This window comes from Promicromonospora umidemergens (assembly GCF_024171995.1).
Classification (GTDB): Bacteria; Actinomycetota; Actinomycetes; order Actinomycetales; family Cellulomonadaceae; genus Promicromonospora; species Promicromonospora umidemergens.
On sequence record NZ_JAMTCT010000003.1, the window covers coordinates 174,711 to 199,201 of the forward strand.

Sequence of the window (24,491 nt, forward strand, 5' to 3'; positions counted from 1 at the left end):
GGGTCCTACGACACCGGGTCGCCGGCCAGCAGGTTACGCGTGAATGCGAGGATCGTCTCTCGGAGCTTCGGGTCCGCTCTCCGATCCGGCTTATCGGCCTCGATGGCGGTCAGAGTCGCTTCGAGAGTCTTCCGCACAACCCCCTCGGCATCGGACACGCCCCAAGCCGCACCTTCTGCCACCACATCTTCGGCCGTAATCGTCGCGTGCACGTACTTCTTGTTCACAGCGAGCGCCATCCGGCCATCGGTCGGGTGCTGCCGCAAGGGCACGACATCGTAGGCCGGCGCGAGCGTCGTGGTCTGGTCCGGGTTGTGGATCAGCGAGATATTCTTCGCGTGCATGTCGAGATTGCCGATGGCTAGGGCGAACGCCGTCATACGAAGCAGTCGCTCCTGCGAGTCGTCGCCCGTCACACGTGCGAGCATCTCCGCGACGCGTGCCAGGCTCACTTTTCCGCCGTACTCCTGGTACTTCTGGTTTCCGATTGCGCCGAGCGCCTGATTCATGTCTTCCTGGTGGATCCGCCCTTGCGGCGCGTCTGGTGACCGGTCGTAGCGCTCAATCACCAGGCCCGGCCGGCCGGGGAAGTCCTCGATCCATGAGGCGTGACGGGTCAGACCGGTCGCGCGGGCGAGGCGTGTCCCGTACTCCTCGTCGTAGATCAGCGACGAATGCTCACGGGTCTCTGGTTTAACGATGTGCGTGGACGGATAACCGTCGTGCACGCGGTGCCATCCGCCGTCGACCCGCGCCAGAACTATCTTCTCCTGCACACCCGCGAGCGACGACTTCCCGGACACCGGCGAATTGCCCAGTGGCGCGGACCGGGTGTCCTGCAGCAACGTCCCGACCTCATCGTCGGTGACCGCGGTGAGACGCGGCGCCCGTGGCTCACCCGGGCGATCCGGGTCCCAGATCTGGACGGCGCCGGCCACGTCGCGTCCGTAGTGAGCCAGGAATCCGACGACGTCGTGCTCGGCCACGCCTGCTCTGCGAGCCAGGTCGACGAGCATGTTCCCCTCGGGGAGCAGCTCGGTAAAGAAGACCCTGCGTCGCCCTGCTCTTCCTCGGCTGTCCACCACGCTCAACGGCACGGACACCGAGAGAGCCATGGAGGCCGGACTGAAGTGCTCGAAGGCTGCGTGGTCAGTACGGAAGTCGAACGTTCGATCGCCTGACGCGTACAGGTGCCCGACGAGGTGCCCGTACAGCTCGACATGAAGCTCAGACATCACTGCCCCCCTTCGCCGGGTCGTCCGGCAGCGGCAGGTCCGCATACAGCCGGACACCGGTCGCCTTGAGCATGGCGAACAGTCGGGTCGTCAGGATGCCGGGCTTACCGCCCTCCATCTCCCACACCCACTTCTGGCCGATGCCGAGTTGCGCCGCCAGCTCGCGCTGGCTCAGGCCTTGGACCAGGCGCCCCTGCTGCAACGCGAAGCCGAGCATCTCGGGGCTGTCGATCTCGGTCCGAACGCTTCGCACTACCATCCTCCTGACGTCGATACCGACGTCAGCCTACGTGACTTCGATTTCGACGTCAAGCAACTTGACGTCGATATCGAAGTCACGCGAGGGTCACACCCCGTCACAGGCCGCGCGCGAACTGCGAGATCACCGACGGCACGGCCGCGTCGAACCCGGCGACGTCGAGCATCCCCGGGTCGGTCGGGTCCGCGATCGAGAACTCGGTGGCGGTCATGCCGACCACCACGAGCCGCGCCGCGATAGCCGTGCGCTCCCGGTACTGCCGCAGCGCCTGGTGCGGGTGGACGTCGCCGTGCCAGGTCTCGCTGTCCGTGTAGACCACGAACGTGTCGACCTCCATGCCGTTGGCCAGCGCGTACAGCATGGGCTGTGCGCAGTCCGTGCCGCCCATCGGCATCTCGTCGACCACACGCAGGGCGTCGTCGAGCCGACGGCGCGGCGAGATCCGCAGCGGCTTCAGCACCGACTCGCGCCAGCCCTGGCCTGGGCCGGTCGTGAACCCTACGGCAGACGAGCCCGGCTCGGTCGCGAGCTGGACGAGAGCCAGCGCCGCCGAGGCCTCACGAGCCGTGAGCGGCATACCGGCGATCGAGGTGCCCATCGAACCCGACACGTCCACGGCGAGCAGCATCCGCTTCCCTGCCGGCTCGACCGCGCCGAACGCCGCGTAGAACGCGGCGTCGAGCGCGTCGACTATGCGCTGCGTGGGCTCCCACGTACCCGTGCCCCGGGCCGAGACGCCCGACGCGTAGGTCCGCCGCGCCACCAGCACGTTCACCGGGTGCACGGGGGCACGGCGCAGCCGCTCGGGGTCCGCGAGCAGGCTCGCGACCTCGTCGGTGCGCCCGCCGACGGCGGGCAGCAGCCCGAGCCGGGTGAGCCGCGGGAGCTGACGCATCAGCGCCGTCGCGGGCATACCGACGTCGAGCAGCGCGTCCCACACCGCGGGCTCGGCGAGCGCCGCGTCCGGGAGCATCTCCCAGGTCAGGCCGGCCTCGCGGACGAGCGCCGACCAGGCCGCCGGAGCGGTGGCCTCCTGCGCCCTGAGGAACGCCGTGACCAGGGCGGGAGTCTGCTCGCCCGTCGCGCCACGGACCACCCAGTCGAAGGTTGCCCGGAGCGCGGAGTCAGCCGTGACGGGGTGCGCCAGACGCAGCAGGTCCCGGTGCGACCAGCCCTCACGCTGCCGGTACTTGACCGCCTGGTAGGCGACGGCGTCGGCGTCCTTGGCCGTGTACCACCCGCCGACGGCGCGGCGCAGCCCGCGGCCCCAGCCACGGAACTGCTCGACGTAGCCGGCGAACAGGAACAGGTGCGTGCCGGTGCGCGCGACCCGGGGCAGCGCGGCGAGCGCGAGCGCCGCCGACTCGGGGACCGACGCCGCGTACGCGAGCGCGAACAGGGCCGGGTTCTGCTTGGGCGCGGCGCCGCTGGTCGACACCTCGACGATCGTGTCGACCAGGGTGACCGGGTCGGCGGCCGCCATGCGGGCCACGACCTCGGCGTTCTCGCGCGCCAGCGTGCCGGGCGCTGCGTAGTACGTGCCGCCGTCGACGCCGAGCGTGAGAAAGCGGCGCAGGCGTGCGGCATCATCGAGCACGAAGGTGTAGCCGCCGGCGGAGTTCGCCTCCTGGCGCGGGTCGGCGGGCTGGTTCTGGGGGGTCCGACGACGATTGATGGCGCGCAGGATGTCCATGGCGAAGCTCCTCTCGGGGTGGGTCGTACCGGTGACGGGCAGAAGAGAGCGGTGGCGGGCGTGTGCCCGCCACCGCTCTCGAGCGTGGAAGCACGGGTGGGCGTGTGTACGACGGCCGAGCTTTGTCTCATGCTCTGTCCACTGAGCTACACCGCCCTTGGGCAGTGGCGGGAGTCGAACCCGCACCCTGAGATCCGATAACCGACCGTCTCCGGCCCGCCCGTGCTTCCGCGATTCTGTTGTCGATTCAGGACCCTAGGGGGCCGGTTTCGGCCTGACCAGGCAATATCCAGGACCGGAACCATACGGTGCGGGATATCGCCGTCGCCTGATGAACTACTGCGCGTACGGGTCCGTGAGCGTGAACGGGGTACGGGCCTCCTCCAGCGCAGCCTGCGGAAACTGCTCGCCGGCGACGTAGTAGCGGGCACGGGTCCGGCCGACCGGCTCCAGCACCCGCGCCGCCACGAGGTCGCGCAGATCGCGCTGTGCCTGCTGAAGACGCAGGTTCTCCGAGCGTTCGTACCGGCTGCGGCGCACCCGGCCCGAGAGTGCGACATCGTGCAGCGCGCTGACGACACGGCTGCTGAGGCCCACGGACTCCACGAACGTGTCCAGCCGCTGGAGCACCCGGGTGGATCGTTCGAGCCGCAGCCGGACGGACTGGGTCTGTTGGTGGGACGCCACAAGGTTGAACCTGACCCATTCGGAGACGTCCTGGTCGGGCAGATAGGTGGCCCCCCAGGCGCCGAGCTGGCGGTAGTACTCCCACGTGTTACCCGGTCTGCCCAGCCAGGCCTCGATCGACGAGAACTCGGGGGCCAGGACGCCCGACCGTGCCGTGACCAGCGTCTGCAACGAGCGCGACATGCGACCGTTCCCGTCCGACCACGGGTGGATGGAGACCAGGTGCAGGTGCGCCATCGCCGCCCGGACCACGGGGTGGGTGTCGTCATCGTCGTTGAGCCAGTCCACCAGCTCGGCCATGAGACCGGGCACCTTGTCCACCGAGGGCGCGGTGTAGACGGCGATGCTCGGGTCGCGGGTGTCGGTGACGTACACCGAGCCCTTGCGCCACTGTCCAGCTGGACGCGGTGGTGTGTGGTGGTGCCCCTGGAGCATCCAGTGGAGCCCGTTGAGAAGACCCTTGCTGTAACCGAAGTCCGGAGCATCGTGCAGCGACTGGATGTAGGTCATCATCCGCTGGTACGCGAGCGTCTCCTCGCGGTTCACCTCCGAGACGTCGACGTCGCGCTCACCGTCCATGAGGTCCTCGGCGTCGACGGTCGAGACCTGAAACCCCTCGATCGAGTTCGAGGCGGCGACGGCGTCGGCGGTCAGGAAGCGGCGAAGGTCGTCGGTGCACTTCGTAGGTGTCGACCGGACCTGCAGGCGCAGGTCGTCGCGCGCGTGATCGATGTCGGCGAGCACGCGCGCGTCGTCCGGCGAGAGTTCCGGGGTCGGGAAGAGCATGACGCCATCCTAGTAATGACGCAATCATTGCGTCAATGCGTCATAGCCGACACGCTCAGCCGCGGACGGCCGCCAGCACTGCCTGCTCCTCCTCGCGGGTCAGGCCCGTGACCTTGACGTCCGGCGTGGCACCGAGCCACGCGAGCGTGTCGCGCGTGGTCTCGGCGAACGGCCGGATCGTCAGGCCCGCTTCCAGCGACGATGTGACGTCGTGCGCCATGAAGCCGGAGTCGACCAGGTCGGCGGCCCAGAACGGGATCGAGCGAGGGCCCGACCACGGGACGACCTCGTGCTCGGCGAGCAGCTCCGGGGACACCGGGACGAGCTCCGGGAGCGCCCCCGCGCCGTCGGCCACCTTGGCGAGGAGCTCCGACCGGGGCAGCGGCGGGCAGACGGCGTCGAAGTCTCCTACGGTGCCCACCTCCGCCGCCGTCACTATCCACTCCGCGAGGTCGCGGACGTCGACGAGCTGGACCGAGGCGTCCGTAGGCTCGGGGACCAGCACCGGCAGACCGTCCTGTGCCGCCTCCGCGAACCGGGCGGGCCAGTACGTGAACCGGCCGCTCGGGTCGCCCGGGCCGACGATCAGGCCCGGCCGGATCACGAGCGCGGCCGCGACGCCGGTGCGGACCGTGTTCTCGCACGCCACCTTCATGGCGCCGTAGACATCCGGGCCGTCACCAGGGTCCTCGTCGGTCTCTATCGGGTCGAGCAGGGGCAGCGTCGCCGGCGTGCCGCCCAGCGTGGCGGTGTCCGCATAGACGTTGATGGTCGAGACGAACGTCCAGTGGGCGTCCGGGAACGCCGCGACCGCGCTGCGCACGTGCGAGGGGATGCGCGAGACGTCGACGACGGCGTCGAACGGGGTGCTGGTGAGCTCCGCTGGCACCGCGTCGGCGCGATCCCAGGGGACGAGCGTCGCGCCGTCGGGCACCGTGCCGCTCACGCCGCGTGCCGCGCACGTGACGTCGTGCCCGTGGGCCAGCGCGGCCTCCGCGACAGCGCGGGACAGGAAGACCGTTCCACCGAGAAGCAGGATTCGCATGGTCCCACCGAACCGCATAGCGGCCGGCTAGGCACGTGGATCTGCTCCTGGCGAATCATCGCGTGGCATACGGGCAGGCCCGCCGGCGGCGCCACGATGCAGAGGACCGAAATCACGACCCGTCAGCGACCGGGAAGCGTATTCCCACCCGCGCGTCGAGGACATACCGTATTCCCCGGACACTCCGCACGAACGCTCCCGACCGGGCAAGGAAGTCCCCGACCGATGGGTCGTGGACGTCGTGCTGTTTCTCGAGATGTACCCGTGAAAGGACCCAGCACATGTCTCAGACCCCCTTCGTTCCCGGACCGCAGTACGACGGGTGGCTGACCGGCGTCGAGCAGATCGGCTACGGCGGCGACTACAACCCGGAGCAGTGGCCCGAGGAGGTCTGGGCGGAGGACGTCCGGCTGATGAACGAGGCGGGCGTGAACCTCGTCAGCCTCGGCATCTTCAGCTGGGCGCTGCTGGAGCCGCGCGAGGGCGAGTTCGACTTCGCTTGGCTCGACCGGGTGATCGGTCTGCTCCACGACGGCGGCGTGCGGGTGCTGCTCGCCACGCCCACAGCGGCCCCGCCGGCGTGGCTGTACGCGGCCCACCCCGATGCCCGGGTGGTCGACCGGACCGGCACGCCGATGGGTCCCGGCGGGCGCGGCCTCATGGCCCCGACCGCGCCGGCGTACCGGGAGGCGGCGCTGCGCATCACCACCGAGCTGGCCGAGCGGTACGGCAAGCACCCGGCCGTCGTGGGGTGGCACGTGCACAACGAGTACGGCACGCCGGTGGCGCTCGACTACTCCGTCCACGCCCAGCGCGCGTTCCGCGAGTGGCTTCGCGAGCGGTACGGCTCGCTGGACAGCCTGAACGCCGCCTGGGGCACCGCCTTCTGGGGCCAGCACTACGCGGACTGGGAGCACGTGCAGGTACCGGCGGCGACCACCACCCCGGCCAACCCTGCGCAACAGCTCGACTTCGCGCGGTTCTCCGACGCCGCCCTGCGCGCCTGCTTCGTCGCGGAGCGCGACGCCGTCCGCGAGCACTCCACCGCGCCCGTCACCACGAACTTCATGGCGGCCAGCTGCCCGGCCACGGACCTGTTCGCGTGGGGCAAGGAGGTCGACATCGTCTCGAACGACCACTACCTGCAGGCGGCGGACCCACGCGGGTACGTGGGCCTCGCGCTGGCCGCCGACCTGACCCGGTCGGTAGCCGGCGGCAAGCCGTGGCTCCTGCTGGAGCACTCGACGTCGGCGGTGAACTGGCAGCCCCGCAACGTCGCCAAGCGGCCAGGCGAGCTGGCCCGCAACTCGTTCTCGCACCTGGGCCGCGGCGCGGACGCGATCATGTTCTTCCAGTGGCGCGCCTCCCGCTCCGGCGCGGAGAAGTTCCACTCGGCGATGCTGCCCCACGCCGGCACCGGTTCGCGGGTCTGGCGCGAGGTGACCGAGCTGGGCGCGAACCTCGGCCGGCTGACCGAGCTGGCCGGCTCCCGGGTGCACGCGGACGTCGCCCTGCTGTGGGACTACGAGTCGTTCTGGGCGCAGGACCTCGAGTTCCGGCCGAGCCAGGGCGCACGTCACCGCGAGCGCGTCGACACCTACTACGACCGCCTCTGGCGCGACGGCCACACCGTCGACCTGGCGCGGCCGAGCCAGGACCTTTCGGGGTACAAGCTGGTCGTCGCGCCGGCGTCGTACCTGCTCACAGCAGACGACGCCGCGAACCTCACCGCCTACGTCGAGGCCGGCGGCACGCTGCTGGTCAGCTACTTCAGCGGCATCGTCGACCAGCACGACGCCGTGCACCCCGGCGGTCTCATGGCCCCGCTGCGCGACGCGCTGGGCGTACGGGTCGAAGAGTTCCTGCCGCTCCGCGAGGACGACTCGATCACCGTCTCGTACCGCGCGGGGGCGGCGTCCGCCGGCAGCGCGAGCATGGACTCCACGGCGCTCACCGGCACGGTCTGGGCCGACGACCTCGTGCTCGACGGCGCCGAGCCCGTCGGCACCTACACGGACGGCCCCAAGCCGGGTGGCGCCGCCATCACGCGGCACCGCCACGGCGCGGGCACCGGCTGGTACGTCTCGACGAGCCTTGACGTCGAGACCCTGGCCACGGTCATGGCCGACGTGTACGCGGGCGCTGGCCTGGCGCCGTCGGACACCGTGGCGGGACTGGAGGTGGTGCACCGCACCGGGGACGGCGGCACCTACACCGTGGCGATCAACCACACCGACGGCCCTGCGAGGCTCCCCCTCGGCTCGCCGGCCACCGACCTGCTCACCGGCGACGCGGTGACGGACGACGTCGACGTGCCGGCCGGCGCGGTCCGGGTGCTGCGCACCACCACCCGCTGATGCCGAGAGACAATGTCCCCCATGACTGAACCGCAGTGGCTCGAGGCCTGGACCGCCGAGGACGGCGCGCGCCGGGTCGACGAGCTCTTCACCCGTTCGTTCGACGGCCCCCCGGAGGGCGTCTGGTCCGCCCCCGGCCGGGTCAACCTCATCGGCGAGCACACCGACTACAACGCCGGGCTCTGCCTGCCCACCGCCCTGCCGCACCGCACCTACATCGCGCTGCGCCCGCGCGAGGACGACCAGGTCCGGCTGGTGTCAGCGCAGGCAGAGGGCGTGTGGGAGGCCCGCCTGTCCGACGTCGCGCCCGGCGCGGTGCGCGGCTGGGGCGCCTACGTCGCGGGCGTCGCCTGGGCCCTGGCCGAGGCCGGCCACAAGATCGGCGGCTTCGACGCCGCCGTCGACTCGTGCGTGCCGTTCGGGGCCGGGCTGAGCTCGTCGGCGGCGCTGGAGGCAGCGGCGGCGGTGGCCCTGGACGCGGTGGCGGGGCTCGGCCTCGCGGCGTCCGACGCCGGGCGAGCCGAGCTGGTCGAGGCCAGCCGGCGCGCGGAGAACGAGATCGCCGGTGCGCCCACCGGTGGCCTCGACCAGTCGGCGTCGCTGCGCTGCCGCGAGGGATACGCGCTGCTGCTCGACTTCCGGCCGGGCCTGAACCCGCTGGAGTCCGGCGTGCCGGTACCGTTCGACCTGGCCACGGCCGGCCTGACGCTGCTGGTCGTCGACACAAGGGCCGAGCACTCGCACGTCGACGGCGAGTACGGCGCCCGCCGCGCCACCTGCGAACAGGCCGCGAAGCTGCTCGGGCTGGACTCCCTCCGCGAGATCGCCCCGACCCTCGGCGGCATGGGCATCGACCGCGCGCTGGCCGAGCTCGAGCCGCACGACCCCGACGGCGTGCTGCGCCGCCGCGTGCGGCACGTCGTGTCCGAGATCGACCGCACCGCGCGCTTCGCCGACCTGGTTCGGGAGGGCCGCGCCGCCGACGTCGGCCCGTTCATGCTGGCCTCGCACACCTCGCTGCGTGACGACTACGAGGTCTCCTGCCGTGAGCTCGACCTCGTCGTCGACTCCGCCATGGCGGCGGGCGCGCTCGGCGCGCGCATGACCGGCGGCGGGTTCGGCGGGAGCGCCATCGCGCTGGTCCGCCTGGCCGACGTCGACATGGTCGCCCAGGTGGTCGCGGAGGCCTTCGCGGAGGCGCACCTGACGCCCCCGGCGTTCCTCCTGGCCCCGCCCTCCGCCCCGGCGGCATAGCCCGTCTTGCTGTGAGCGTGATCGTTGCGCCTGTGACGGACGCCAGGTCGCAACGATCACGCTCACGACGAAGCAGGCTTTCCGGCGGTATCGCGCATCGCGGAGTAGTGTGTGTCGCGCGGCTGCGGGCCGGTGCCCCAGCAGGTCGCCCGCTCCACGCAAAATGTTGGCTTCACCCCGTATTTTCATCCCGTCCCGCCCTGGACCTGCGCTAATGTCCGCCGGGCTGCCAGTCCGCAGCCCCCAATGTCCCCGCCGCGAGGAGCCCACATGGGTGCCGTCCGCCAGTACGTCTTCCCCACCGCCAGGATCATCATCTGGGCGGTGATCGCCGCAGCGCTCGTCGCACTCGCCCTCAAGGGAGCCGAGCTCGACCCGCCGGACGCGCTCCAGCCCACCGGCGAGATCAGCGAGTCGGTCATCGCCGTCGAGAAGGGCTCCGTCACCAACGCGGTGACGGTGCCTGCCTCCGTGGTCTCCGACCCGCCCGTCGAGATCAAGGCCACCGCCGACGGTGTCATCGCCGAGATCGAGGTGGACGACGCGGAGGTCGGCACGGACACCCGCGTCCTGTGGATCAAGACCGAGGAGCTCGTCGAGCCCGTCGTCGAGGTCGACGAGAAGACCGGCGAGGAGACCGTCACCGAGCAGGAGCCGGAGGTCATCTGGACCTCGGCCCTCGCGCCCGTCGACGGCACCGTCGACATCACGGTGCTCAAGGACCAGGCGGTCACCGTCGGCGAGGTCCTCGGCACCGTCTCCCCCGGCACGCTGTCCGTCTCGGGCACGCTGACCGCCGACCAGCAGTACCGGCTCGTCGGCGCAGCCGGGAGGGCGCAGGTGACGCTCAAGGGCGGCCCCGCACCGTTCACCTGCACCGGGCTCACCATCGGCGAGGCACCTGGTGGCGCGGGCGGCGAAGGCGGCGACGAGGTCATGGCGGAAGCGCCCACCGATGCCGCCACCGGCGCCGTCAGCTGCTCCATCCCGTCCAAGATCAAGGCGTTCTCCGGCCTCGGCGGGGAGATCGAGATCACCAACGGCAACGCGAAGGGCGTCGTGGTCGTCCCGATCAGCGCGGTGCTCGGCACCTCGCAGACCGGCAAGGTGTGGACGGTCGCCGAGGAGGGTGCGGAGGCCGAGCCCCGCGAGGTGACGCTCGGTCTGACCGACGGCCTGCAGGTGGAGATCACCAAGGGCCTGAAGCCGGGCGAGGAGATCCTGGAGTTCATCCCCGTCGACGACGGTACAGAGGGCGGCGTCGACTGCGACGACATGGCCGCCTACGACCAGGCGTCGATGGACGGCGACATGGAGACGATGCAGGCGTTCGAGGAGGAGTGCTTCGGATGACGGCCACTCCGCTCGTCGACCTGCAGGGCGTCACCCGGCACGTCGAGCTGCCGAACGGCAGCACCCTCGAGATCCTCCGCGGAGTCGACCTGACGGTCGGCCCGGGCGAGCACGTCGCGATCGTCGGCCGCTCAGGCACCGGCAAGTCCACGCTGCTGAACATCCTGGGGCTGCTCGACTCCCCCACCTCCGGCGAGTACCTCCTGGAGGGCGAGCCGGTCGGCCGCCTGCGCAGCCGGGCCCTGGCCCGGCGGCGGGGCGACGACTTCGGCTTCGTGTTCCAGCAGTTCAACCTGCTGCAGGGACGCACGGCGCTCGAGAACGTCGCCGCGCCCCTGCTGTACGCACGCGGCAAGCAGTTCTGGAACCGGACGAAGCTCGCCACGCAGTCCCTCACGCGCGTCGGCCTGGGCGAACGGCTCGACACCCGGCCGGAGAAGCTCTCCGGCGGCGAGCAGCAGCGCGTCGCCATCGCCCGCGCGCTCGTGCGCGGGCCGCGGGTCATCCTCGCCGACGAGCCGACGGGTGCCCTCGACGTCGAGACCGGCCAGGCCATCATGACCCTCCTGGACGACGCCGCGAGCGAGACCGGGTCGGCGCTGGTCACCATCACGCACGACCTGGCGATCGCGGCTCGCGCCGACCGCCAGTTCCGGCTGGCCGACGGCGTCCTGGTCCCGATCCACCTCGACGCGCCCGCCGCGGTGGCCGAGAACGCGGCCGTCGCGACCATCGCCGTCGCCGAGACGGCGAGGCTGACCACATGACCGGCATCGTCGGCGCGGTCCTCGAGGCCTGGGACGAGCTACGGATCCACCGGGTGCGGGTGCTCCTGGCGCTGATCGGCGTCGCCTGCGCCGTCACCGCGATCACCGGCATCACGGCGGCCGTGACCATGGTCGGTCAGGCCATGCAGGAGGAGACCGAGCGTATGTCCGGCCGGGACACCACCCTCCAGGCCTGGTCCATGGGCAGCGGGAACATGTCGCCCGCCGAGGTGGACGCCGCGGTCGACGGAGTCACCGAGCGGCACGACATCTCGTACCACTCCGTGCAGGCGACGGCCGACCTGAAGGTCCGTGGCGCCCAGCCCGGTGACTACGTCGAGTGGTCGGCCGTCGACGTCGACCACGAGACCATCACCCGCCAGGGCATGGAGGAGGGCCGCTGGTTCAGCGACACCGACACCGAGCGGCTGGCTCCCGTGCTCGTGGTCAACCAGGCCTTCCTGGACACGTACGCCGACGGCGCCTCCGCCACGACGCACCCGACGGTCGTGATCGAAGGCGAGACGCCGGTCGCCGCCACCGTGATCGGCGAGATACCCGTGCAGTGGAACGACGAGGGGCCGCGTGCCCTGCTGCTGTTCGACCAGGCGATGCACTGGTTCCCGGACCGGGTCATGGCCGACGCGTACCGGTTCTGGGTGCCGCCGGAGCTCGCCGAGGAGTTCGCCGCGGTGCTGCCTCGCGACCTGGCGGCGGCCGGCGTGCCGTTCGACGTGCAGCCGCCGCAGGAGGACCCGCTGGTGATCGACCGCGTGCTGCAGTACCTCGTGCTCGGCGTGGGCGGGTTCGCGCTGCTGCTGGGCGGGCTCGGCCTGCTCAACATCGCGCTCGTCACGGTGCGCTACCGGATCCGGGAGATCGGCATCCGCCGGTCGTTCGGGGCGACGAGCGGCCGCGTGTTCTTCGGCGTCCTCATGGAGTCGGTGGTCGCGACCACCGTCGCAGGCGTGGTCGGGGTGGTGATCGCCGTGGCGATCATCAAGAACATCCCGATCGACCGCATCTTCGGCCGGCCGATCGACGACCTGCCGGGCTTCCCGTTCGACGCCGCGCTGGTGGGCATGGCGTGCGCGATCGGCATCGGTGCCCTGGCGGGCCTGATCCCGGCGATCTACGCGGTCCGCGTCAAGGTCATCGACGCGATCCGCTACTGACGGCGGGCGTGGCCGGCCGGCGGCCAGGGCTGCGCCCGCCAGTCCCCTTCGAGACCTACGTTTCTTCGCTTTGGGCAGGCTGAAAGCGAAGGAACGTAGGTCTCGAAGGGGAGCTGACGGGCGGGCGGCCCGTCTACGGCTCGTAGGTGGCCACTACCGGGGCGTGGTCGCTCCAGCGCTCGGCGTAGGTGGGGGCGCGGTCGACCTCGACCTTGCGGCACGCACCCGCGAGGGCCCGGTTGGCGAGCTGGTAGTCGATACGCCAGCCGGCGTCGTTGTCGTACGCCTTGCCGCGCCAGGACCACCACGTGTACGGGCCGGGTCCGTCGCCGGCGTGTGCGCGCCCGAGGTCGGTCCAGCCGAGCTCGTCGAGCCAGTGCGTCACGTACGCGCGCTCCTCGGGCAGGAAGCCGGCGCTCTTCAGGTTGCCCTTCCAGTTCTTCATGTCAACGTTCTGATGGGCGATGTTGAGGTCGCCGGCCACGACCGCGGGAGCCTCCGCAGCGGAGAGCTCTGCCAGGCGCGCCGACACCTTCTTCAGGTAGGCGTACTTGGCCACCATCGTGTGCTCCTCGCCCGGCTTGGTCGACCCGGAGTGGAGGTAGGCGGAGACGGCGGTGAGCGTGCCGCCGTCGGGCAGCTGGATGTCCGCCTCGACCCAGCGGCCGGTGTCAGGGCCCGACTCCACCGCACCGTCGGGGCCGTAGGCCGCCAGGCCCGTCCGCACCTCGCCGAGCGGCAGCCGGGACGCCACGAGCACCCCGGCGCGTCCCTTGACCTCGCTCTCGGCATGTGCAACGTGCCAGCCGTCGAGCAGCTCGCGGGCGACCTTGTCAGGAGCGCGCACCTCCTGCAGCAGGAGCACGTCGGGCGTACGTGTGGCGATCCAGGAGTCCATGCCGCGGCGGACGGCCGCGCGGATCCCGTTGACATTGGCAGTGGCGACGATCAGGGGCACCGGGGAAGCCTAACGGCCACCTCTGACAGCGGCCGCCGGCCCCGATCCCGTCACGCCCCGTCGTGGGCTGCCTTCAGCGCCGCGACGTCTATCTTGCCCATCTTGAGCATCGCGTTCATCGTGGCGATCTGCGCAGGCGTCGAGTACGTGCCGGAGAGCTGCTCGAGCTCCTGGGGGATCACCTGCCAGGACACCCCGAACTTGTCCTTGAGCCAGCCGCAGGCGCCGGGCTCGCCGCCGCCGGCGGTCAGGAGGTCCCAGTAGTGGTCGACCTCCTCCTGCCCCTCGACGGACAGGTAGAACGAGAACGACTCGTTCAGCGTGACGTGCGGCCCAGCGTTCAGCCCGGTGACGGGCAGACCGCCCACCGTGAACTCCACGACGAAGTCCGCGCCCGGCTCGGCACCCGGCGCGTCCTCCGGCGCCTTCACGACGTTGTCGACGGACGAGCCGGGGATGTGCTCTGCGTAGAACGCGGCGGCCTCACCGGCCTTGTTGTTGGCGAACCAGAGATGCGCTCGAACAGTGACCATCGTGTCCTCCTGGGTTGGTCGGGGGCGCCATCGGCCCCGTCCCCCAGTCCGACCCGCCGTTCGCGCGAAACTCATCGGCCACCGCCCACGGCAGGACGGGCCCGCAACACGGCGAGGCCCAGGCCTTAGCGCGTGGGCAAGCCGCTGTGCGGCATCTGCCACGCCTCGGCCAGGCGCGACGGCCGGGCCAGGGAGCCGCCGCCGAAGAACTCGCAGAACTTCATGATCAACGGGTCCCAGCCCACGGGGTCAACGTGCTGCGTCCCGGGGATCACCAGCTCCTCGGCGACGTGGCTACGCAGCACGCGGACCTGGAAGACCGCCGCCGCGGATCCCGGCGAGCCGAGCCGGGTCTCGTGGACCAGGGCGCATTCGAGCTGCACCGGGCACTCGGCCACACGCGGCGCCTCGACCATGTCGGACACCTGCTCCGTGAGGCCGGCCAGGGCGAACTTGTCCCGGACGAACTCGTACCCCATCGCCGCCTTGCGCGGCGATGGCTCAGGCTTTCCCGTGGTGAGCGCCAGCTGATCCACGGCGTCGACCATGTCGGACGGGACCAGATTCAGCACGCACTCTCGTTCCCGGTGAAGGTTCGCGGATGTCTGGGCGGAGTCGCCCACGCCCAGCACGCAGTGGTCGTTGAGCCACCACGCGGACGAGATGGGCGCGAGGTTGGCCGACCCGTCGGGATTCCGTGTCGAGATGAGCACCACTGGCGTGCCGAAGTACATGACCTTGAGGTCGATCGTCCTGTGCATACGTCCAGCCTGGCGCTGCCCCGGCACGGGGTCTGGCGGCATTCGGCCGTCGCGTGCGGGCCTGCACGAGCTCTGACGTTCGTTCAGCCGGCGCGGCCGTAGTCGGCGTAGAGGCGCATACGGAGCCCGACGCGATCCGAACGGGTTGCCACGAGCCCAGGCAGTAGCCGGCCATGGCTGTGCCGATCCGCCGACCGTAGGCTCAGTCGCTTTATGAGGGCCTATGCGGCTAGTACTCCTACGTTGGGCGGATGCAGCAGCGACTACTCCTACGTTCGACGACCCGGCGTGCGGGCCTCGGGCCCCAGCACAACGGCCGACGCCGGGGCGTCTCCCCACAGGGGCACGCCCCGGCGTCGGCCGGAGAACAGGCGCTCAGCCCGCCAGCGCCCGCTCCGCCGACTCCACGACGTTCGCCAGCAGCATCGCCCGCGTCATAGGACCGACGCCGCCCGGGTTCGGCGACACCCAGCCCGCGACCTCGGCCGCCTCGGGCGACACGTCGCCCACGACGCGCGACTTGCCCGTCTCCGGGTCGGTCTCGCGCGAGACGCCGACGTCGATCAGCACGGCGCCCGGCTTGACCATGTCGCCGGAGACGATGCCCTTGACGCCCGCGGCGGCCACGACGACGTCGGCCCGCCTGACCAGGCCGGCGAGGTCGGTGGTGCCCGTGTGCGTCAGGGTGACCGTGGCGTTCACGGCGCGCCGCGTGAGCAGCAGACCGATCGGGCGGCCCACGGTGACACCGCGGCCAAGGACCACGATCTCCTTGCCCGCGAGCTTGATGCCGTGCCGCTCCACCAGCTCGATGATGCCGCGCGGGGTGCAGGGCAGCGAGGAGGTGATCTCCTCGTTGACCCGCAGCACGAGGCGCCCCAGGTTGGTGGGGTGCAGGCCGTCGGCGTCCTTGTCGGGGTCGACGAGCTCGAGCACCCGGTTGGTGTCGATGCCCTTCGGCAGCGGCAGCTGGACGATGTACCCGGTACAGGCCGGGTCCTCGTTCAGCCGGCGGACCGCTGCCTCGATGTCCTCCTGCGTGGCGTCGGCCGGGAGGTCCTCCCGGATCGACGCGATGCCGACCTCGGCGCAGTCGCGGTGCTTGCCCGCGACGTACCACTGCGAGCCCGGGTCCTCGCCCACGAGCAGGGTGCCGAGCCCTGGCACGACGCCGCGCTCGCGGAGCGCCGTGACCCGCACCTTCAGCTCCGCCTTGATCGACGCGGCGGTGGCCTTCCCGTCCAAGATCTGTGCCGTCATAGGTCAGAGCCCCGGGTAGAGCGGGAACTCGGCGGTCAGCTTCGCCACCCGCGCGGAGAGGGCGTCCACGTCCGTCGCGGCGCCGTTCTTCAGGGCCGTCGCGATGATGTCGGCGACCTCGGTGAACTCGGCGTCGCCGAACCCGCGCGTGGCGAGCGCCGGCGTACCGATCCGCAGGCCCGAGGTGACGCGCGGCGGCCGCGGGTCGAACGGGACGGCATTGCGGTTCACGGTGATCCCTGCGTCGTGCAGGAGATCCTCGGCCTGCTGGCCGTCCAGGTCCGAGTTCCGCAGGTCCACGAGCACCAGGTGCACGTCGGTGCCGCCGGTCAGGACGGACGCGCCGGCCGCTGCGACGTCGGGCTGGGAGAGGCGCTCCGCGATGATCGAGGCTCCCCGCAGCGTGCGCTCCTGCCGGTCCTTGAACGCGTCGGTCCCCGCGATCTTGAACGAGACCGCCTTGGCGGCGATCACGTGCATGAGCGGGCCGCCCTGCTGGCCAGGGAACACGGCGGAGTTGATCTTCTTGGCGTACTCCTCCTTGGAGAGGATGAAGCCGGAGCGCGGCCCGCCGATCGTCTTGTGCACGGTCGAGGAGACGACGTCGGCGTACGGCACCGGGGACGGGTGCAGGTCTGCCGCGACGAGCCCGGCGAAGTGCGCCATGTCGACCCACAGCTTGGCGCCCACCTCGTCGGCGACCTCGCGGAAGGCGGCGAAGTCGAGCTGACGCGGGTAGGCGGACCAGCCGGCGATGATGACGTCGGGCCGGTGCTCCAGCGCCTTCTTGCGGACCTCGTCCATCTCGATGCGGTAGGACTGCGGGTCCACACCGTACGAGCCGACGTCGTACAGCTTGCCGCTGAAGTTGATCTTCATGCCGTGCGTGAGGTGGCCGCCGTGGGCCAGCTCGAGCCCGAGGATCTTGTCACCGGCGTTGATCAGGGCATGCAGCACCGCCGCGTTGGCCTGGGCGCCGGAGTGCGGCTGGACGTTGGCGTGCTCGGCGCCGAACAGGTCCTTGGCGCGGGCGATCGCGAGGTTCTCCGCGATGTCGACCTGCTCACAGCCACCGTAGTAGCGACGCCCCGGATAGCCCTCGGCGTACTTGTTCGTCAGGACCGAGCCCTGGGCCTCCAGGACTGCGCGCGGCACGAAGTTCTCGGACGCGATCATCTCGAGCGTGTCGCGCTGGCGCGCCAGCTCACCGTCGAGGACGGCGGCGATCTCGGGGTCGAGCTCGGCGAGCGGGGTGGAGAGCGGGTCGGGAGCGCTCATGGTTCCTCGATTCATGCGGTACGGGGAGTGGTCGGACGGCGGTGGAGGGCACACGCACCGTGACATGTCTGCCCGGGCGCACACCCTTCACGAGGTGACCCGGGGCCCAGGCGAACGACCCGTCGTCAGCATGACTCGTCGCTCCCCGGTGGTGATCCACCTGACGCCAGTCACGACCCGAAGATCGTAGCAGCGGCGGTCGGAGCCCGTACCCGGCGACCGCCCGACGACTCCACCGTCGACTCCGACCTCGCGCCTGAGGCCCGTGATCACAACGAACGTACCTGAGACCCTTTCGCGATTCACCCGTACGTCGCTATGGTGCCGCCCATGCCCTACCCCGTGTCACCGGATGCAGGTGTCCCGGAACACCAGCCAGACCGTCCCGCCTCCGGCCAGTTCCAGCCCGGCGGACAGCCACAGCCCGGTCCCTTCCGAACGAACCAGCCACAGCCCCGGCCGGCCCCCGCCGACCACCCCCGGTCCGGCCAGTTCGCCACCCGTGCCCAGTCCCGCCATCTGCCGCCCGGCCCTGGCCGGCCGGCAGCGGATCCCTCCAGGAGCGACGACGACGGCAAGGGACGCAGGACCGGCGGCCGACGGGACTGGATCTGGTCCGTCGTCGCGTTCCTGGTCGCCGCCGGCGTCATCGGCGGCGTCGGCTTCCACTTCTTCGGGCCCGACGCCACCGAGGAGAGCACCGCGAGCTGGGCGGTCGACGCGTGTGCCGGACCGGACCCGACGGCCGCGGACGCCGGCGCCGCCACGGACACCTACCGCCCTCTGGCCTGCGACGACGCCGAGGCCACGGTCACGGTCCTCGACATCCAGGACGCGGTGTCCATCGGGCAGGCGCACTGTCCGACCGGTACCGACATCGTCTTTCAGAAGGATGGCCACGCCGGCGGCGCGACCCAGGCGGTATGTGCCCGCAACCTGTCGGACGACCACCCGGGTGACCCGGGGATGGGCGGCGGCCAGCTCATGACCGGCGACTGCGTGACCGAGGACGGCCGCGAGGCGAAGTGCTCGTCGAAGGACACGCGCGAGGTGGTCGGTCTCACGATCGGCACCAGCAAGTGCCCGGACGGGACCGCCGACCGGATCAAGCTCGGCTTCGACGCGCAGCGCAGCTACGAGACGATCTGCCTCGGCAAGTGAACCTGACCTGCACCGTCATCTGCCGCTCATCCGGCCGAAACCAGCGGTCACCGCACATTGGCTAGATTCGCGGTATGACCGGTCTCCAGCGGACTGTCTTCGAGCGCAACGTCCCGGCCCGGGTCGTCGTCGACCATGCCCTTGGCGAGGCTCGGCACGTGGTGTTCTGGCTGGACGACCTGGCTGAGCGCGCCGGCTACCCCGCGCTGTCGGACCCGGTCCGGGCCGACATCGCGGTGGTCGGCGGCGGGTACACCGGCCTGTGGTCGGCGCTGCGCGCGAAGCAGCGGCACCCCGGCGCTCGGGTGGTCCTGGTGGAGGGCCGTTCGGTGGGGTGGGCGGCGTCCGGGCGCAACGGCGGGTTCTGCGGGGCGCGCCTCACGCGCGGCGACAGTCACGACCGTGGCCGCCCGCCCGACGATCCCGAGACCCTGGCGCGCCTCGGCCAGGAGAACCTCACGGCCATCGGGTCGGCGGTGAGCGACCTGGGCCTGGACTGCCAGTGGGAACGCACCGGCGTGATCGACCTGGCGGTCGAGCCGTACCAGATCGACTGGCTGCAGGACGCCGCCGCGCGTGCCGCCCGCACCGGTGCCACGCACACGTTCCTCGACCGCGCGAAGCTGCGCGCCGAGGTCTCGAGCCCCACCTATGAGGCGGGCCTCCTCCGGCCCGACGACGCCGCGCTGGTGCACCCCGCACGCCTGGCGACCGAGCTGGCACGGATCGCGAGCGAGCTCGGCGTGGAGATCTTCCAGCGGACCCGGGTGACCGGCCTGACCCGTGCGGGCCGCGGTGCGCGCGACGCCGTCGTCCTGCGCACGACGTCGCCCGCCGGCGAGGCGGCCGTGCTGGCTGACCGTGTGCTCCTCGGGACCAGCGCGTTCCCGTCCCTGCTGCGGCGCTACCGGCACCACACCGTTCCCGCCCGCGAGCACCTCATCGCGACGGAGCCGCTGTCCGCCGAGCTGCTGGGCGCGATCGGCTGGCGCGGGCGGCAGGGCCTCGCCGACCTGGCGAACCGGTCCCACTACTACCGGTTGACTGCCGATCACCGGATAGTCTTCGGCGGGCCCGACGCCGGGCCGGAGACGCACCGGCGGCTCGCCGAGCACCTGCTGACGACCTTCCCTCAGCTCGAGGGCATCCGGCTGACCCACCGGTGGTCGGGGGCGGTCGACCTGTCGACCCGGTCCGGAGCGTTCTTCGGCCAGGCGGCCGGCGGCCGGGTGCAGCACGCGGCCGGCCTCGCGGGCCGCGGCGTCGCAGGGAGCCACTTCGCCGCGCAGGTCATGCTGGACCGCCTCGACACCCTCGACGGTTCACCCGCCACCGAGCGCACGGCGCTGGCGCTGGTCCGGCGGACGCCGCTGCCGTTCCCGCCGGAGCCGATAGCGGCGCTCGGCCTCCGGGCCACCCGCCAGGCGCTGGACCAGGCAGATCACCAGGGCGGGCGCCGCAACACGCTGCTTCGGTCGCTCGATGCACTTGGCCTGAGCCTCGAGGCCTGATTGGCTGCTCGTAACGCCCGACGTCGAAGGAGCACACGATGACCAAGCCCCCGGTCCCCGAAAATATCGCGCAGATCCTCAAGCAGCCGAACCCCGCCGTCATGGCGACCGTCCGACCCGACGGCGCGCCACTCTCGGTGGCCACCTGGTACCTGTACGACGACGGGCGGGTGCTGTTCAACCTCGACGGCACCCGCAAGCGTCTTGACCACCTGCGGGCGGACCCGCGGGTCTCCCTCACGGTGCTCGACGGCGACAGCTGGTACCGCCACACCAGCCTCCGGGGCCGCGTGACGATCACGCCCGACGAGGACCTCGCCGGCATCGACCGGCTCTCCACGCACTACACGGGCAACCCGTACCCGGACCGCGTCAGCCCGCGGTTCGACGCGTGGATGGAGATCGAGTCCTTCCACTCCTGGGGGTACTGAGGGGTACTGAGGGGCTACTGACCTACTTGTCCTGCGACACCGGCTGCGCACCCGCCGCGCCGAGCACCCGGCGCAGGTAGGTGTACGTCAGATCACCGGCGGCCTTGTCGTACTGCTCCTCGTAGCCGTGCTTCGTGTACATCGCGAGGTTCTGCTTGGAGTCCTTGCCGGTGAAGACCCAGATCTCCTTGGTCTGCTCCGGCAGGTACGGGAGCACGGCGAAGAGCATCTCGGTGCCGATGCCGCGAGCCTGCTTGTCCGGGGCCACGGCGAGCCGGCCGAGCGTCGCCTTCTCGTCCTCGATCTCGACACGCACCGAACCGATCATCCGGTGGCCCTCCCATGCGCCGATCGTCACCACGTCATCCCGAGCCAGGTCGTCCCGCAGCTCCGCGAGCGTCTGGGTGAGCGGCGGGATGTGCGGGTCGTCGTACAGCTGGGCCTCGGTCACGAACGCCGCGCGCCGCAGCGTGAGAAGCTCGCCCGCATGGTCGTCCTCGACCAGCGCGATCGTCGTGGTGGAGTTGCTCATGAGTCCATGGTCGCAGAGGTGGCGTGCCCAGGTCGACGGCGGTCGTGGTCCGGACGGGCGTGTCAGAGGGGGCGCGTAGGTTCGGAGCATGGAGGACCAGGGAGCCCGCCGGCCGGCCGAGATCGGTGAGCGAATCGAGGTGCGGCCCGCCGTCGGGCGGTACGACGACTTCTACGAGGTGGTGGGGGTCAAGAAGCCCGGCGGCAAGGGCTGCTGGTGCATGAGCTACCGGGACAGCCGTGTCCCCGTCGAGAGCCGCCCCGGCTACATGCGCGATCTCTGCGCCACCGACCCCGGCCCCGGCGTGCTCGTCTACCTGGACGACGTCGTGGTGGGCTGGTGCTCGATAGCGCCCCGGTCCACGTACCGCCGGCTCGTGAACACCCGCACCATCCCGTTCGTGGACGACCGGGACGCGTGGGTAGCGGTGTGCTTCGTGGTCCGCGCCGGGTACCGCAAGCGCGGCCTCATGCATCATCTCCTCGCCGGAGCCGTTGAGCACGCTCGGGCGCACGGCGCCGAGGTGGTCGAGGGCTACCCGGCCGACGTCGGCCCCGACCGTGTCGACACGACCAGCGGGTATGTCGGAACAGTGGGCATGTTCGAGGCCGCGGGCTTCCACCGCGCGGCGGAGACCGCCGGGGTGAGCGGCGGCCGACGGCGCTGGGTGATGCGGCGCGAGCTCGTGCCGCGGGAGAGCTCAGGCGACCCGGCGGGTTAGCCTGACGGCGTGAACGCCGCGACCGAAGCCACCCACTGGATCCTCACCATGTCCTGCCCGGACCAGCCGGGCATCGTGCACGCGGTCGCGGGGATGCTCGCGGAGCACGGCGGGAACATCACCGAGTCGCAGCAGTTCGGCGATCCGACGTCCGGCCTGTTCTTCATGCGCGTGCAGGTCGAGTCGGCGGCGTCCAGCGACGAGCTCACCACCGCGATGTCGAAGGTGGCGGACCGGTTCGGGATGACCTGGACGCTCGACGTCGTCGGCCGGCGCATCCGCACGCTGGTCATGGTGTCCAAGGCGGCGCACTGCCTCGTCGACCTGCTGTTCCGCGAGCGCTCGCAGCGCCTGCCGATCGAGGTCGTGGGGGTAGTGGGCAACCACCGCGACCTCGAGGACATCGCCACGTTCTACGGCAAGCCGTTCCACCACGTCCCGGTCACCAAGGACACCAAGGCCGAGGCGGAGGCGACGCTCCGCGGCCTGGTCAAGGAGCTGGACGTCGAGGTAGTGGTGCTGGCCCGGTACATGCAGATCCTGTCCGACGAGCTGTGCCGCGACCTGAGCGGGCAGATCATCAACATCCACCACTCGTTCCTGCCGTCGTTCAAGGGCGCCGGGCCGTACCGGCAAGCCCACGAACGCGGCGTGAAGATCATCGGCGCCACCTCCCACTACGTGACCGGCGACCTCGACGAGGGGCCGATCATCGAGCAGGACGTCGAGCGCGTGGACCACTCCCGCACGGTCGAGGACCTGGTGGGTATCGGCGAGGACGTCGAGCGGCGCACGCTCGCCCGCGCCGTCCGCTGGCACGCGGAGCGCCGGGTGCTCCTGGACGGGCGCCGCACGGTCGTCTTCCGCTGAGCACCGGCCGAGCCCCGAGTGGTCGGCAGAACGTCAGGTGGTCGGTAGTCCGAGCTACCGACCACCTGACGTTCTGCCGACCACTAGCGGTCTGCCGTCAGCCCTTCACGGCACCCGCCAGCGCGAAGGCCGAGCCCGAGATCCTCGTGACCAGCACGTACAGGCCCAGCACCGGCGCCGCGTAGAGCAGGGAGTACGCGGCGAGCTGCCCGTAGGCGACCGACCCGTACTGCCCGAAGAACGCGAAGATGCTCACGGCGGCCGGCTGCTTCTCCGGCGAGAGCAGCAGCACGAACGGGACGAAGAAGTTCCCCCACGCCTGCACGAACACGAAGATGAACACGACAGCGATCCCCGGCCGCATGAGCGGAAGCACCACCTGCCGCAGCGCCTGCATGGCCGACGCCCCCTCGGTCCAGGCCGCCTCCTCCAGCGAGATCGGCACGGAGTCCATGAAGTTCTTCGTCATCCAGATCGCCATGGGCAGCGACGTCGCCGCCATGAAGAAGATGGTCCCCGGCAGCGAGTCCAGCAGGTTGAGCTGCACGAACAGCGAGTACACCGGGACCATGATCGCGGTGATCGGCAGGCACGTCCCGAACAGCACCGAGTACAGGAAGTACTTGCCGAACCGCATGCGGTACCGCGACAGCGGGTACGCCGCGAGCACCGCGACCACCACCGTGATGGCTCCCGCGCCGAAGGACAGCACGAACGCGTTCCACAGCGGCAGCCACGTCAGCTCGGGCGTCATGATCGCGGCGAAGTTGTCCGTCGTCAGCGCGTCGGGCACCCCGAACGAGAGGGTGGCCTGCGCGTCGAACGAAGCGACGACCACCCACGCCATCGGGAGCACGAACAGCAGCGCGATCACGAGCAGCACCAGGTTCGCCGCCATCTTGGTCGGCTTGATGCGCGGTCCTGCCAGCTGGCCGGCCGTCCCGGCACGTCTCGTCTGCACGGCGGGCGCCGTCATCTGGCCGGCCATCAGTCCACCTCCGGTCGGAGCGCGCGGATGTAGATCACGGAGAAGACCGCACCCACGATGATCATCACCGTCGCGATGGCCGTGCCGTAGCCGACCTGCGCGAACTTGAACGCCTCCTGGTAGGCCAGGATCGGCAGCGTCGAGCTGTCCGTGCCCGGGCCACCGCCGGTCATCACGTAGATCAGCGTGAACACGGACAGGGTCTGCAGCGTGGTGAGCATGAGGTTGGTCGAGATGCTGCGCCGGATGACCGGGATGGTCACCCACGCCAGCCGCTGGAACCCGTTCGCACCGTCGAGCTGGGCGGCCTCGGTGAGCTCCGGCGGCACCTCGGCGAGCGCCGCCGAGTAGACCATCATCGAGAAGGCCGTGCCGCGCCAGATGTTGGCGAGAATCACCGCGAGCATCGGGGTCGAGTACAGCCAGTCGGGCCCGGCGATCCCGACCCCGGCGAGCATGGTGTTGAGCGTGCCCTCGGAGTGGAAGAACGCGTACGCGGCGAACGCTGCGACGATCTCGGGCAGCACCCAGGCGGCGACCACGACGGTCGAGGCGATGGACCGCACCGGCTTGACCGCCGAGCGCAGCAGGCCGGCCAGCAGGATACCCATCACGTTCTGCCCCACGACGGCGGAGAGGAACACGAAGACGACCGTGAGCCAGAGCGACTTCGGGAAGTCGGGGTCGCCGAACAGTGCCGTGTAGTTGTCGAGCCCGATCCACTCGGGGTTCAGGGCGGCGGGCCCCGTGAGCGCGGCATTCGTGAACGAGCCGTAGAACGACCAGACCACGGGACCCAGCATGAAGAGCGCAAGAAGGACGACGGCGGGCGCGAGTGGAACCACCCGCGCCGCGCCGCGGGATGTGACAGCCATC

Annotated in this window: 23 protein-coding genes and 1 riboswitch; of the genes, 10 read left to right on the plus strand and 13 right to left on the minus strand. The window is 70.8% G+C overall.

What is annotated here, in order from left to right; translation table 11 throughout:
- Positions 1-5: 5 nt before the first annotated feature.
- The 5 genes from APR04_RS06885 to APR04_RS06905 form a co-directional block, all read right to left on the minus strand.
- On the minus strand, positions 6-1,235 hold the full coding sequence (locus APR04_RS06885; protein ID WP_253868786.1) for a type II toxin-antitoxin system HipA family toxin: 1,230 nt from the start codon (positions 1,233-1,235) through the stop codon (positions 6-8).
- On the minus strand, positions 1,228-1,488 hold the full coding sequence (locus tag APR04_RS06890; protein ID WP_253868787.1) for a helix-turn-helix domain-containing protein: 261 nt from the start codon (positions 1,486-1,488) through the stop codon (positions 1,228-1,230). Before APR04_RS06890 ends, APR04_RS06885 begins: the two co-directional genes overlap by 8 nt.
- A 103-nt stretch (positions 1,489-1,591) precedes the next feature.
- Entirely contained in the window at positions 1,592-3,187 is a 1,596-nt protein-coding gene (locus tag APR04_RS06895; protein ID WP_253868789.1) for a TROVE domain-containing protein, read from the minus strand.
- A 336-nt stretch (positions 3,188-3,523) separates the two neighbouring features.
- The gene (locus tag APR04_RS06900) at positions 3,524-4,660 is read right to left on the minus strand and encodes a Fic family protein (RefSeq protein ID WP_253868791.1); all 1,137 of its coding nucleotides are present in this window, start codon (positions 4,658-4,660) and stop codon (positions 3,524-3,526) included.
- A 55-nt stretch (positions 4,661-4,715) separates the two neighbouring features.
- Positions 4,716-5,705, minus strand: a complete 990-nt coding sequence (locus APR04_RS06905; RefSeq protein ID WP_253868793.1) for an NAD-dependent epimerase/dehydratase family protein — start codon at positions 5,703-5,705, stop codon at positions 4,716-4,718.
- A gap of 281 nt (positions 5,706-5,986) precedes the next feature.
- On the opposite strand from APR04_RS06905, the gene APR04_RS06910 reads away from it, so the two are divergent.
- From APR04_RS06910 to APR04_RS06930, 5 genes are all read left to right on the plus strand, one after another.
- Positions 5,987-8,062, plus strand: a complete 2,076-nt coding sequence (locus APR04_RS06910) for a beta-galactosidase (RefSeq protein WP_253868794.1) — start codon at positions 5,987-5,989, stop codon at positions 8,060-8,062.
- 21 nt (positions 8,063-8,083) lie between these two features.
- Positions 8,084-9,316 carry a galactokinase gene (galK, locus tag APR04_RS06915; protein ID WP_253868796.1) on the plus strand — a complete coding sequence of 411 codons (1,233 nt, stop codon included), beginning with the start codon at positions 8,084-8,086 and terminating at the stop codon, positions 9,314-9,316.
- A gap of 270 nt (positions 9,317-9,586) precedes the next feature.
- A complete protein-coding gene (locus APR04_RS06920; protein WP_253868798.1) occupies positions 9,587-10,669 on the plus strand; it encodes a permuted SH3 domain-containing protein in 1,083 nt (360 codons plus the stop codon).
- Positions 10,666-11,436, plus strand: coding sequence for an ABC transporter ATP-binding protein (locus APR04_RS06925; protein WP_253868800.1), 771 nt, complete (start codon positions 10,666-10,668; stop codon positions 11,434-11,436). Before APR04_RS06920 ends, APR04_RS06925 begins: the two co-directional genes overlap by 4 nt.
- Entirely contained in the window at positions 11,433-12,611 is a 1,179-nt protein-coding gene (locus APR04_RS06930) for an ABC transporter permease (RefSeq protein WP_253868802.1), read from the plus strand. The genes APR04_RS06925 and APR04_RS06930 overlap by 4 nt, the downstream gene beginning before the upstream one ends.
- A 133-nt stretch (positions 12,612-12,744) precedes the next feature.
- Here the strand turns inward: APR04_RS06930 and APR04_RS06935 are convergent, their stop codons facing one another.
- The 5 genes from APR04_RS06935 to glyA all read right to left on the minus strand — a co-directional run bounded on the left by APR04_RS06935 (position 12,745) and on the right by glyA (position 17,401).
- A complete protein-coding gene (locus APR04_RS06935; RefSeq protein WP_253868804.1) occupies positions 12,745-13,569 on the minus strand; it encodes an exodeoxyribonuclease III in 825 nt (274 codons plus the stop codon).
- Positions 13,570-13,619: 50 nt separating this feature from the next.
- Positions 13,620-14,102, minus strand: a complete 483-nt coding sequence (locus APR04_RS06940; protein ID WP_253868806.1) for a VOC family protein — start codon at positions 14,100-14,102, stop codon at positions 13,620-13,622.
- Between the two features lie 125 nt (positions 14,103-14,227).
- On the minus strand, positions 14,228-14,863 hold the full coding sequence (locus APR04_RS06945; protein WP_253868808.1) for a flavin reductase family protein: 636 nt from the start codon (positions 14,861-14,863) through the stop codon (positions 14,228-14,230).
- A 375-nt stretch (positions 14,864-15,238) separates the two neighbouring features.
- Positions 15,239-16,123, minus strand: coding sequence for a bifunctional methylenetetrahydrofolate dehydrogenase/methenyltetrahydrofolate cyclohydrolase (locus APR04_RS06950; protein WP_253868810.1), 885 nt, complete (start codon positions 16,121-16,123; stop codon positions 15,239-15,241).
- A gap of 3 nt (positions 16,124-16,126) precedes the next feature.
- Positions 16,127-17,401 (minus strand): serine hydroxymethyltransferase, encoded by a 1,275-nt coding sequence (glyA, locus tag APR04_RS06955; protein WP_253868812.1) that lies wholly within the window; start codon positions 17,399-17,401, stop codon positions 16,127-16,129.
- 97 nt (positions 17,402-17,498) lie between these two features.
- A riboswitch (ZMP/ZTP riboswitch) is annotated at positions 17,499-17,585 on the minus strand.
- A 146-nt stretch (positions 17,586-17,731) separates the two neighbouring features.
- Between glyA and APR04_RS06960 the strand changes: the two genes are divergently transcribed.
- From APR04_RS06960 to APR04_RS06970, 3 genes are all read left to right on the plus strand, one after another.
- Positions 17,732-18,562 carry a hypothetical protein gene (locus APR04_RS06960; RefSeq protein ID WP_253868813.1) on the plus strand — a complete coding sequence of 277 codons (831 nt, stop codon included), beginning with the start codon at positions 17,732-17,734 and terminating at the stop codon, positions 18,560-18,562.
- A gap of 74 nt (positions 18,563-18,636) precedes the next feature.
- Positions 18,637-20,073 (plus strand): NAD(P)/FAD-dependent oxidoreductase, encoded by a 1,437-nt coding sequence (locus APR04_RS06965; protein WP_253868815.1) that lies wholly within the window; start codon positions 18,637-18,639, stop codon positions 20,071-20,073.
- 38 nt (positions 20,074-20,111) lie between these two features.
- Positions 20,112-20,504 carry a PPOX class F420-dependent oxidoreductase gene (locus APR04_RS06970; RefSeq protein WP_253868817.1) on the plus strand — a complete coding sequence of 131 codons (393 nt, stop codon included), beginning with the start codon at positions 20,112-20,114 and terminating at the stop codon, positions 20,502-20,504.
- Positions 20,505-20,526: 22 nt separating this feature from the next.
- Here APR04_RS06970 and APR04_RS06975 read toward each other — a convergent pair whose 3' ends face one another.
- Positions 20,527-21,036, minus strand: a complete 510-nt coding sequence (locus APR04_RS06975; protein ID WP_253868819.1) for a GNAT family N-acetyltransferase — start codon at positions 21,034-21,036, stop codon at positions 20,527-20,529.
- An 88-nt stretch (positions 21,037-21,124) separates the two neighbouring features.
- Here APR04_RS06975 and APR04_RS06980 point away from each other — a divergent pair, with 88 nt between their 5' ends.
- A complete protein-coding gene (locus APR04_RS06980) occupies positions 21,125-21,757 on the plus strand; it encodes a GNAT family N-acetyltransferase (RefSeq protein ID WP_253868822.1) in 633 nt (210 codons plus the stop codon).
- A 9-nt stretch (positions 21,758-21,766) separates the two neighbouring features.
- Positions 21,767-22,627, plus strand: a complete 861-nt coding sequence (gene purU, locus APR04_RS06985) for a formyltetrahydrofolate deformylase (protein ID WP_308292327.1) — start codon at positions 21,767-21,769, stop codon at positions 22,625-22,627.
- Between the two features lie 97 nt (positions 22,628-22,724).
- On the opposite strand, the gene APR04_RS06990 is transcribed toward purU, so the two are convergent.
- Both APR04_RS06990 and APR04_RS06995 read right to left on the minus strand, forming a co-directional pair.
- A complete protein-coding gene (locus APR04_RS06990) occupies positions 22,725-23,615 on the minus strand; it encodes a carbohydrate ABC transporter permease (protein ID WP_372496069.1) in 891 nt (296 codons plus the stop codon).
- Positions 23,615-24,490 carry a carbohydrate ABC transporter permease gene (locus tag APR04_RS06995; protein ID WP_253868825.1) on the minus strand — a complete coding sequence of 292 codons (876 nt, stop codon included), beginning with the start codon at positions 24,488-24,490 and terminating at the stop codon, positions 23,615-23,617. Before APR04_RS06995 ends, APR04_RS06990 begins: the two co-directional genes overlap by 1 nt.
- Between the last annotated feature and the right edge of the window lies 1 nt (position 24,491).

Bases quoted from the DNA above. Each gene is read 5' to 3' on its own strand.
- APR04_RS06885 (WP_253868786.1), bottom strand. From the start codon at position 1,235: ATGTCTGAGCTTCATGTCGAGCTGTACGGGCACCTCGTCGGGCACCTG.
- APR04_RS06895 (WP_253868789.1), bottom strand. From the start codon at position 3,187: ATGGACATCCTGCGCGCCATCAATCGTCGTCGGACCCCCCAGAACCAG.
- APR04_RS06900 (WP_253868791.1), bottom strand. From the start codon at position 4,660: ATGCTCTTCCCGACCCCGGAACTCTCGCCGGACGACGCGCGCGTGCTC.
- APR04_RS06905 (WP_253868793.1), bottom strand. From the start codon at position 5,705: ATGCGAATCCTGCTTCTCGGTGGAACGGTCTTCCTGTCCCGCGCTGTC.
- APR04_RS06910 (WP_253868794.1), top strand. From the start codon at position 5,987: ATGTCTCAGACCCCCTTCGTTCCCGGACCGCAGTACGACGGGTGGCTG.
- galK (WP_253868796.1), top strand. From the start codon at position 8,084: ATGACTGAACCGCAGTGGCTCGAGGCCTGGACCGCCGAGGACGGCGCG.
- APR04_RS06920 (WP_253868798.1), top strand. From the start codon at position 9,587: ATGGGTGCCGTCCGCCAGTACGTCTTCCCCACCGCCAGGATCATCATC.
- APR04_RS06925 (WP_253868800.1), top strand. From the start codon at position 10,666: ATGACGGCCACTCCGCTCGTCGACCTGCAGGGCGTCACCCGGCACGTC.
- APR04_RS06930 (WP_253868802.1), top strand. From the start codon at position 11,433: ATGACCGGCATCGTCGGCGCGGTCCTCGAGGCCTGGGACGAGCTACGG.
- APR04_RS06940 (WP_253868806.1), bottom strand. From the start codon at position 14,102: ATGGTCACTGTTCGAGCGCATCTCTGGTTCGCCAACAACAAGGCCGGT.
- APR04_RS06945 (WP_253868808.1), bottom strand. From the start codon at position 14,863: ATGCACAGGACGATCGACCTCAAGGTCATGTACTTCGGCACGCCAGTG.
- APR04_RS06950 (WP_253868810.1), bottom strand. From the start codon at position 16,123: ATGACGGCACAGATCTTGGACGGGAAGGCCACCGCCGCGTCGATCAAG.
- glyA (WP_253868812.1), bottom strand. From the start codon at position 17,401: ATGAGCGCTCCCGACCCGCTCTCCACCCCGCTCGCCGAGCTCGACCCC.
- APR04_RS06960 (WP_253868813.1), top strand. From the start codon at position 17,732: ATGCCCTACCCCGTGTCACCGGATGCAGGTGTCCCGGAACACCAGCCA.
- APR04_RS06965 (WP_253868815.1), top strand. From the start codon at position 18,637: ATGACCGGTCTCCAGCGGACTGTCTTCGAGCGCAACGTCCCGGCCCGG.
- APR04_RS06970 (WP_253868817.1), top strand. From the start codon at position 20,112: ATGACCAAGCCCCCGGTCCCCGAAAATATCGCGCAGATCCTCAAGCAG.
- APR04_RS06975 (WP_253868819.1), bottom strand. From the start codon at position 21,036: ATGAGCAACTCCACCACGACGATCGCGCTGGTCGAGGACGACCATGCG.
- APR04_RS06980 (WP_253868822.1), top strand. From the start codon at position 21,125: ATGGAGGACCAGGGAGCCCGCCGGCCGGCCGAGATCGGTGAGCGAATC.
- APR04_RS06990 (WP_372496069.1), bottom strand. From the start codon at position 23,615: ATGGCCGGCCAGATGACGGCGCCCGCCGTGCAGACGAGACGTGCCGGG.
- APR04_RS06995 (WP_253868825.1), bottom strand. From the start codon at position 24,490: ATGGCTGTCACATCCCGCGGCGCGGCGCGGGTGGTTCCACTCGCGCCC.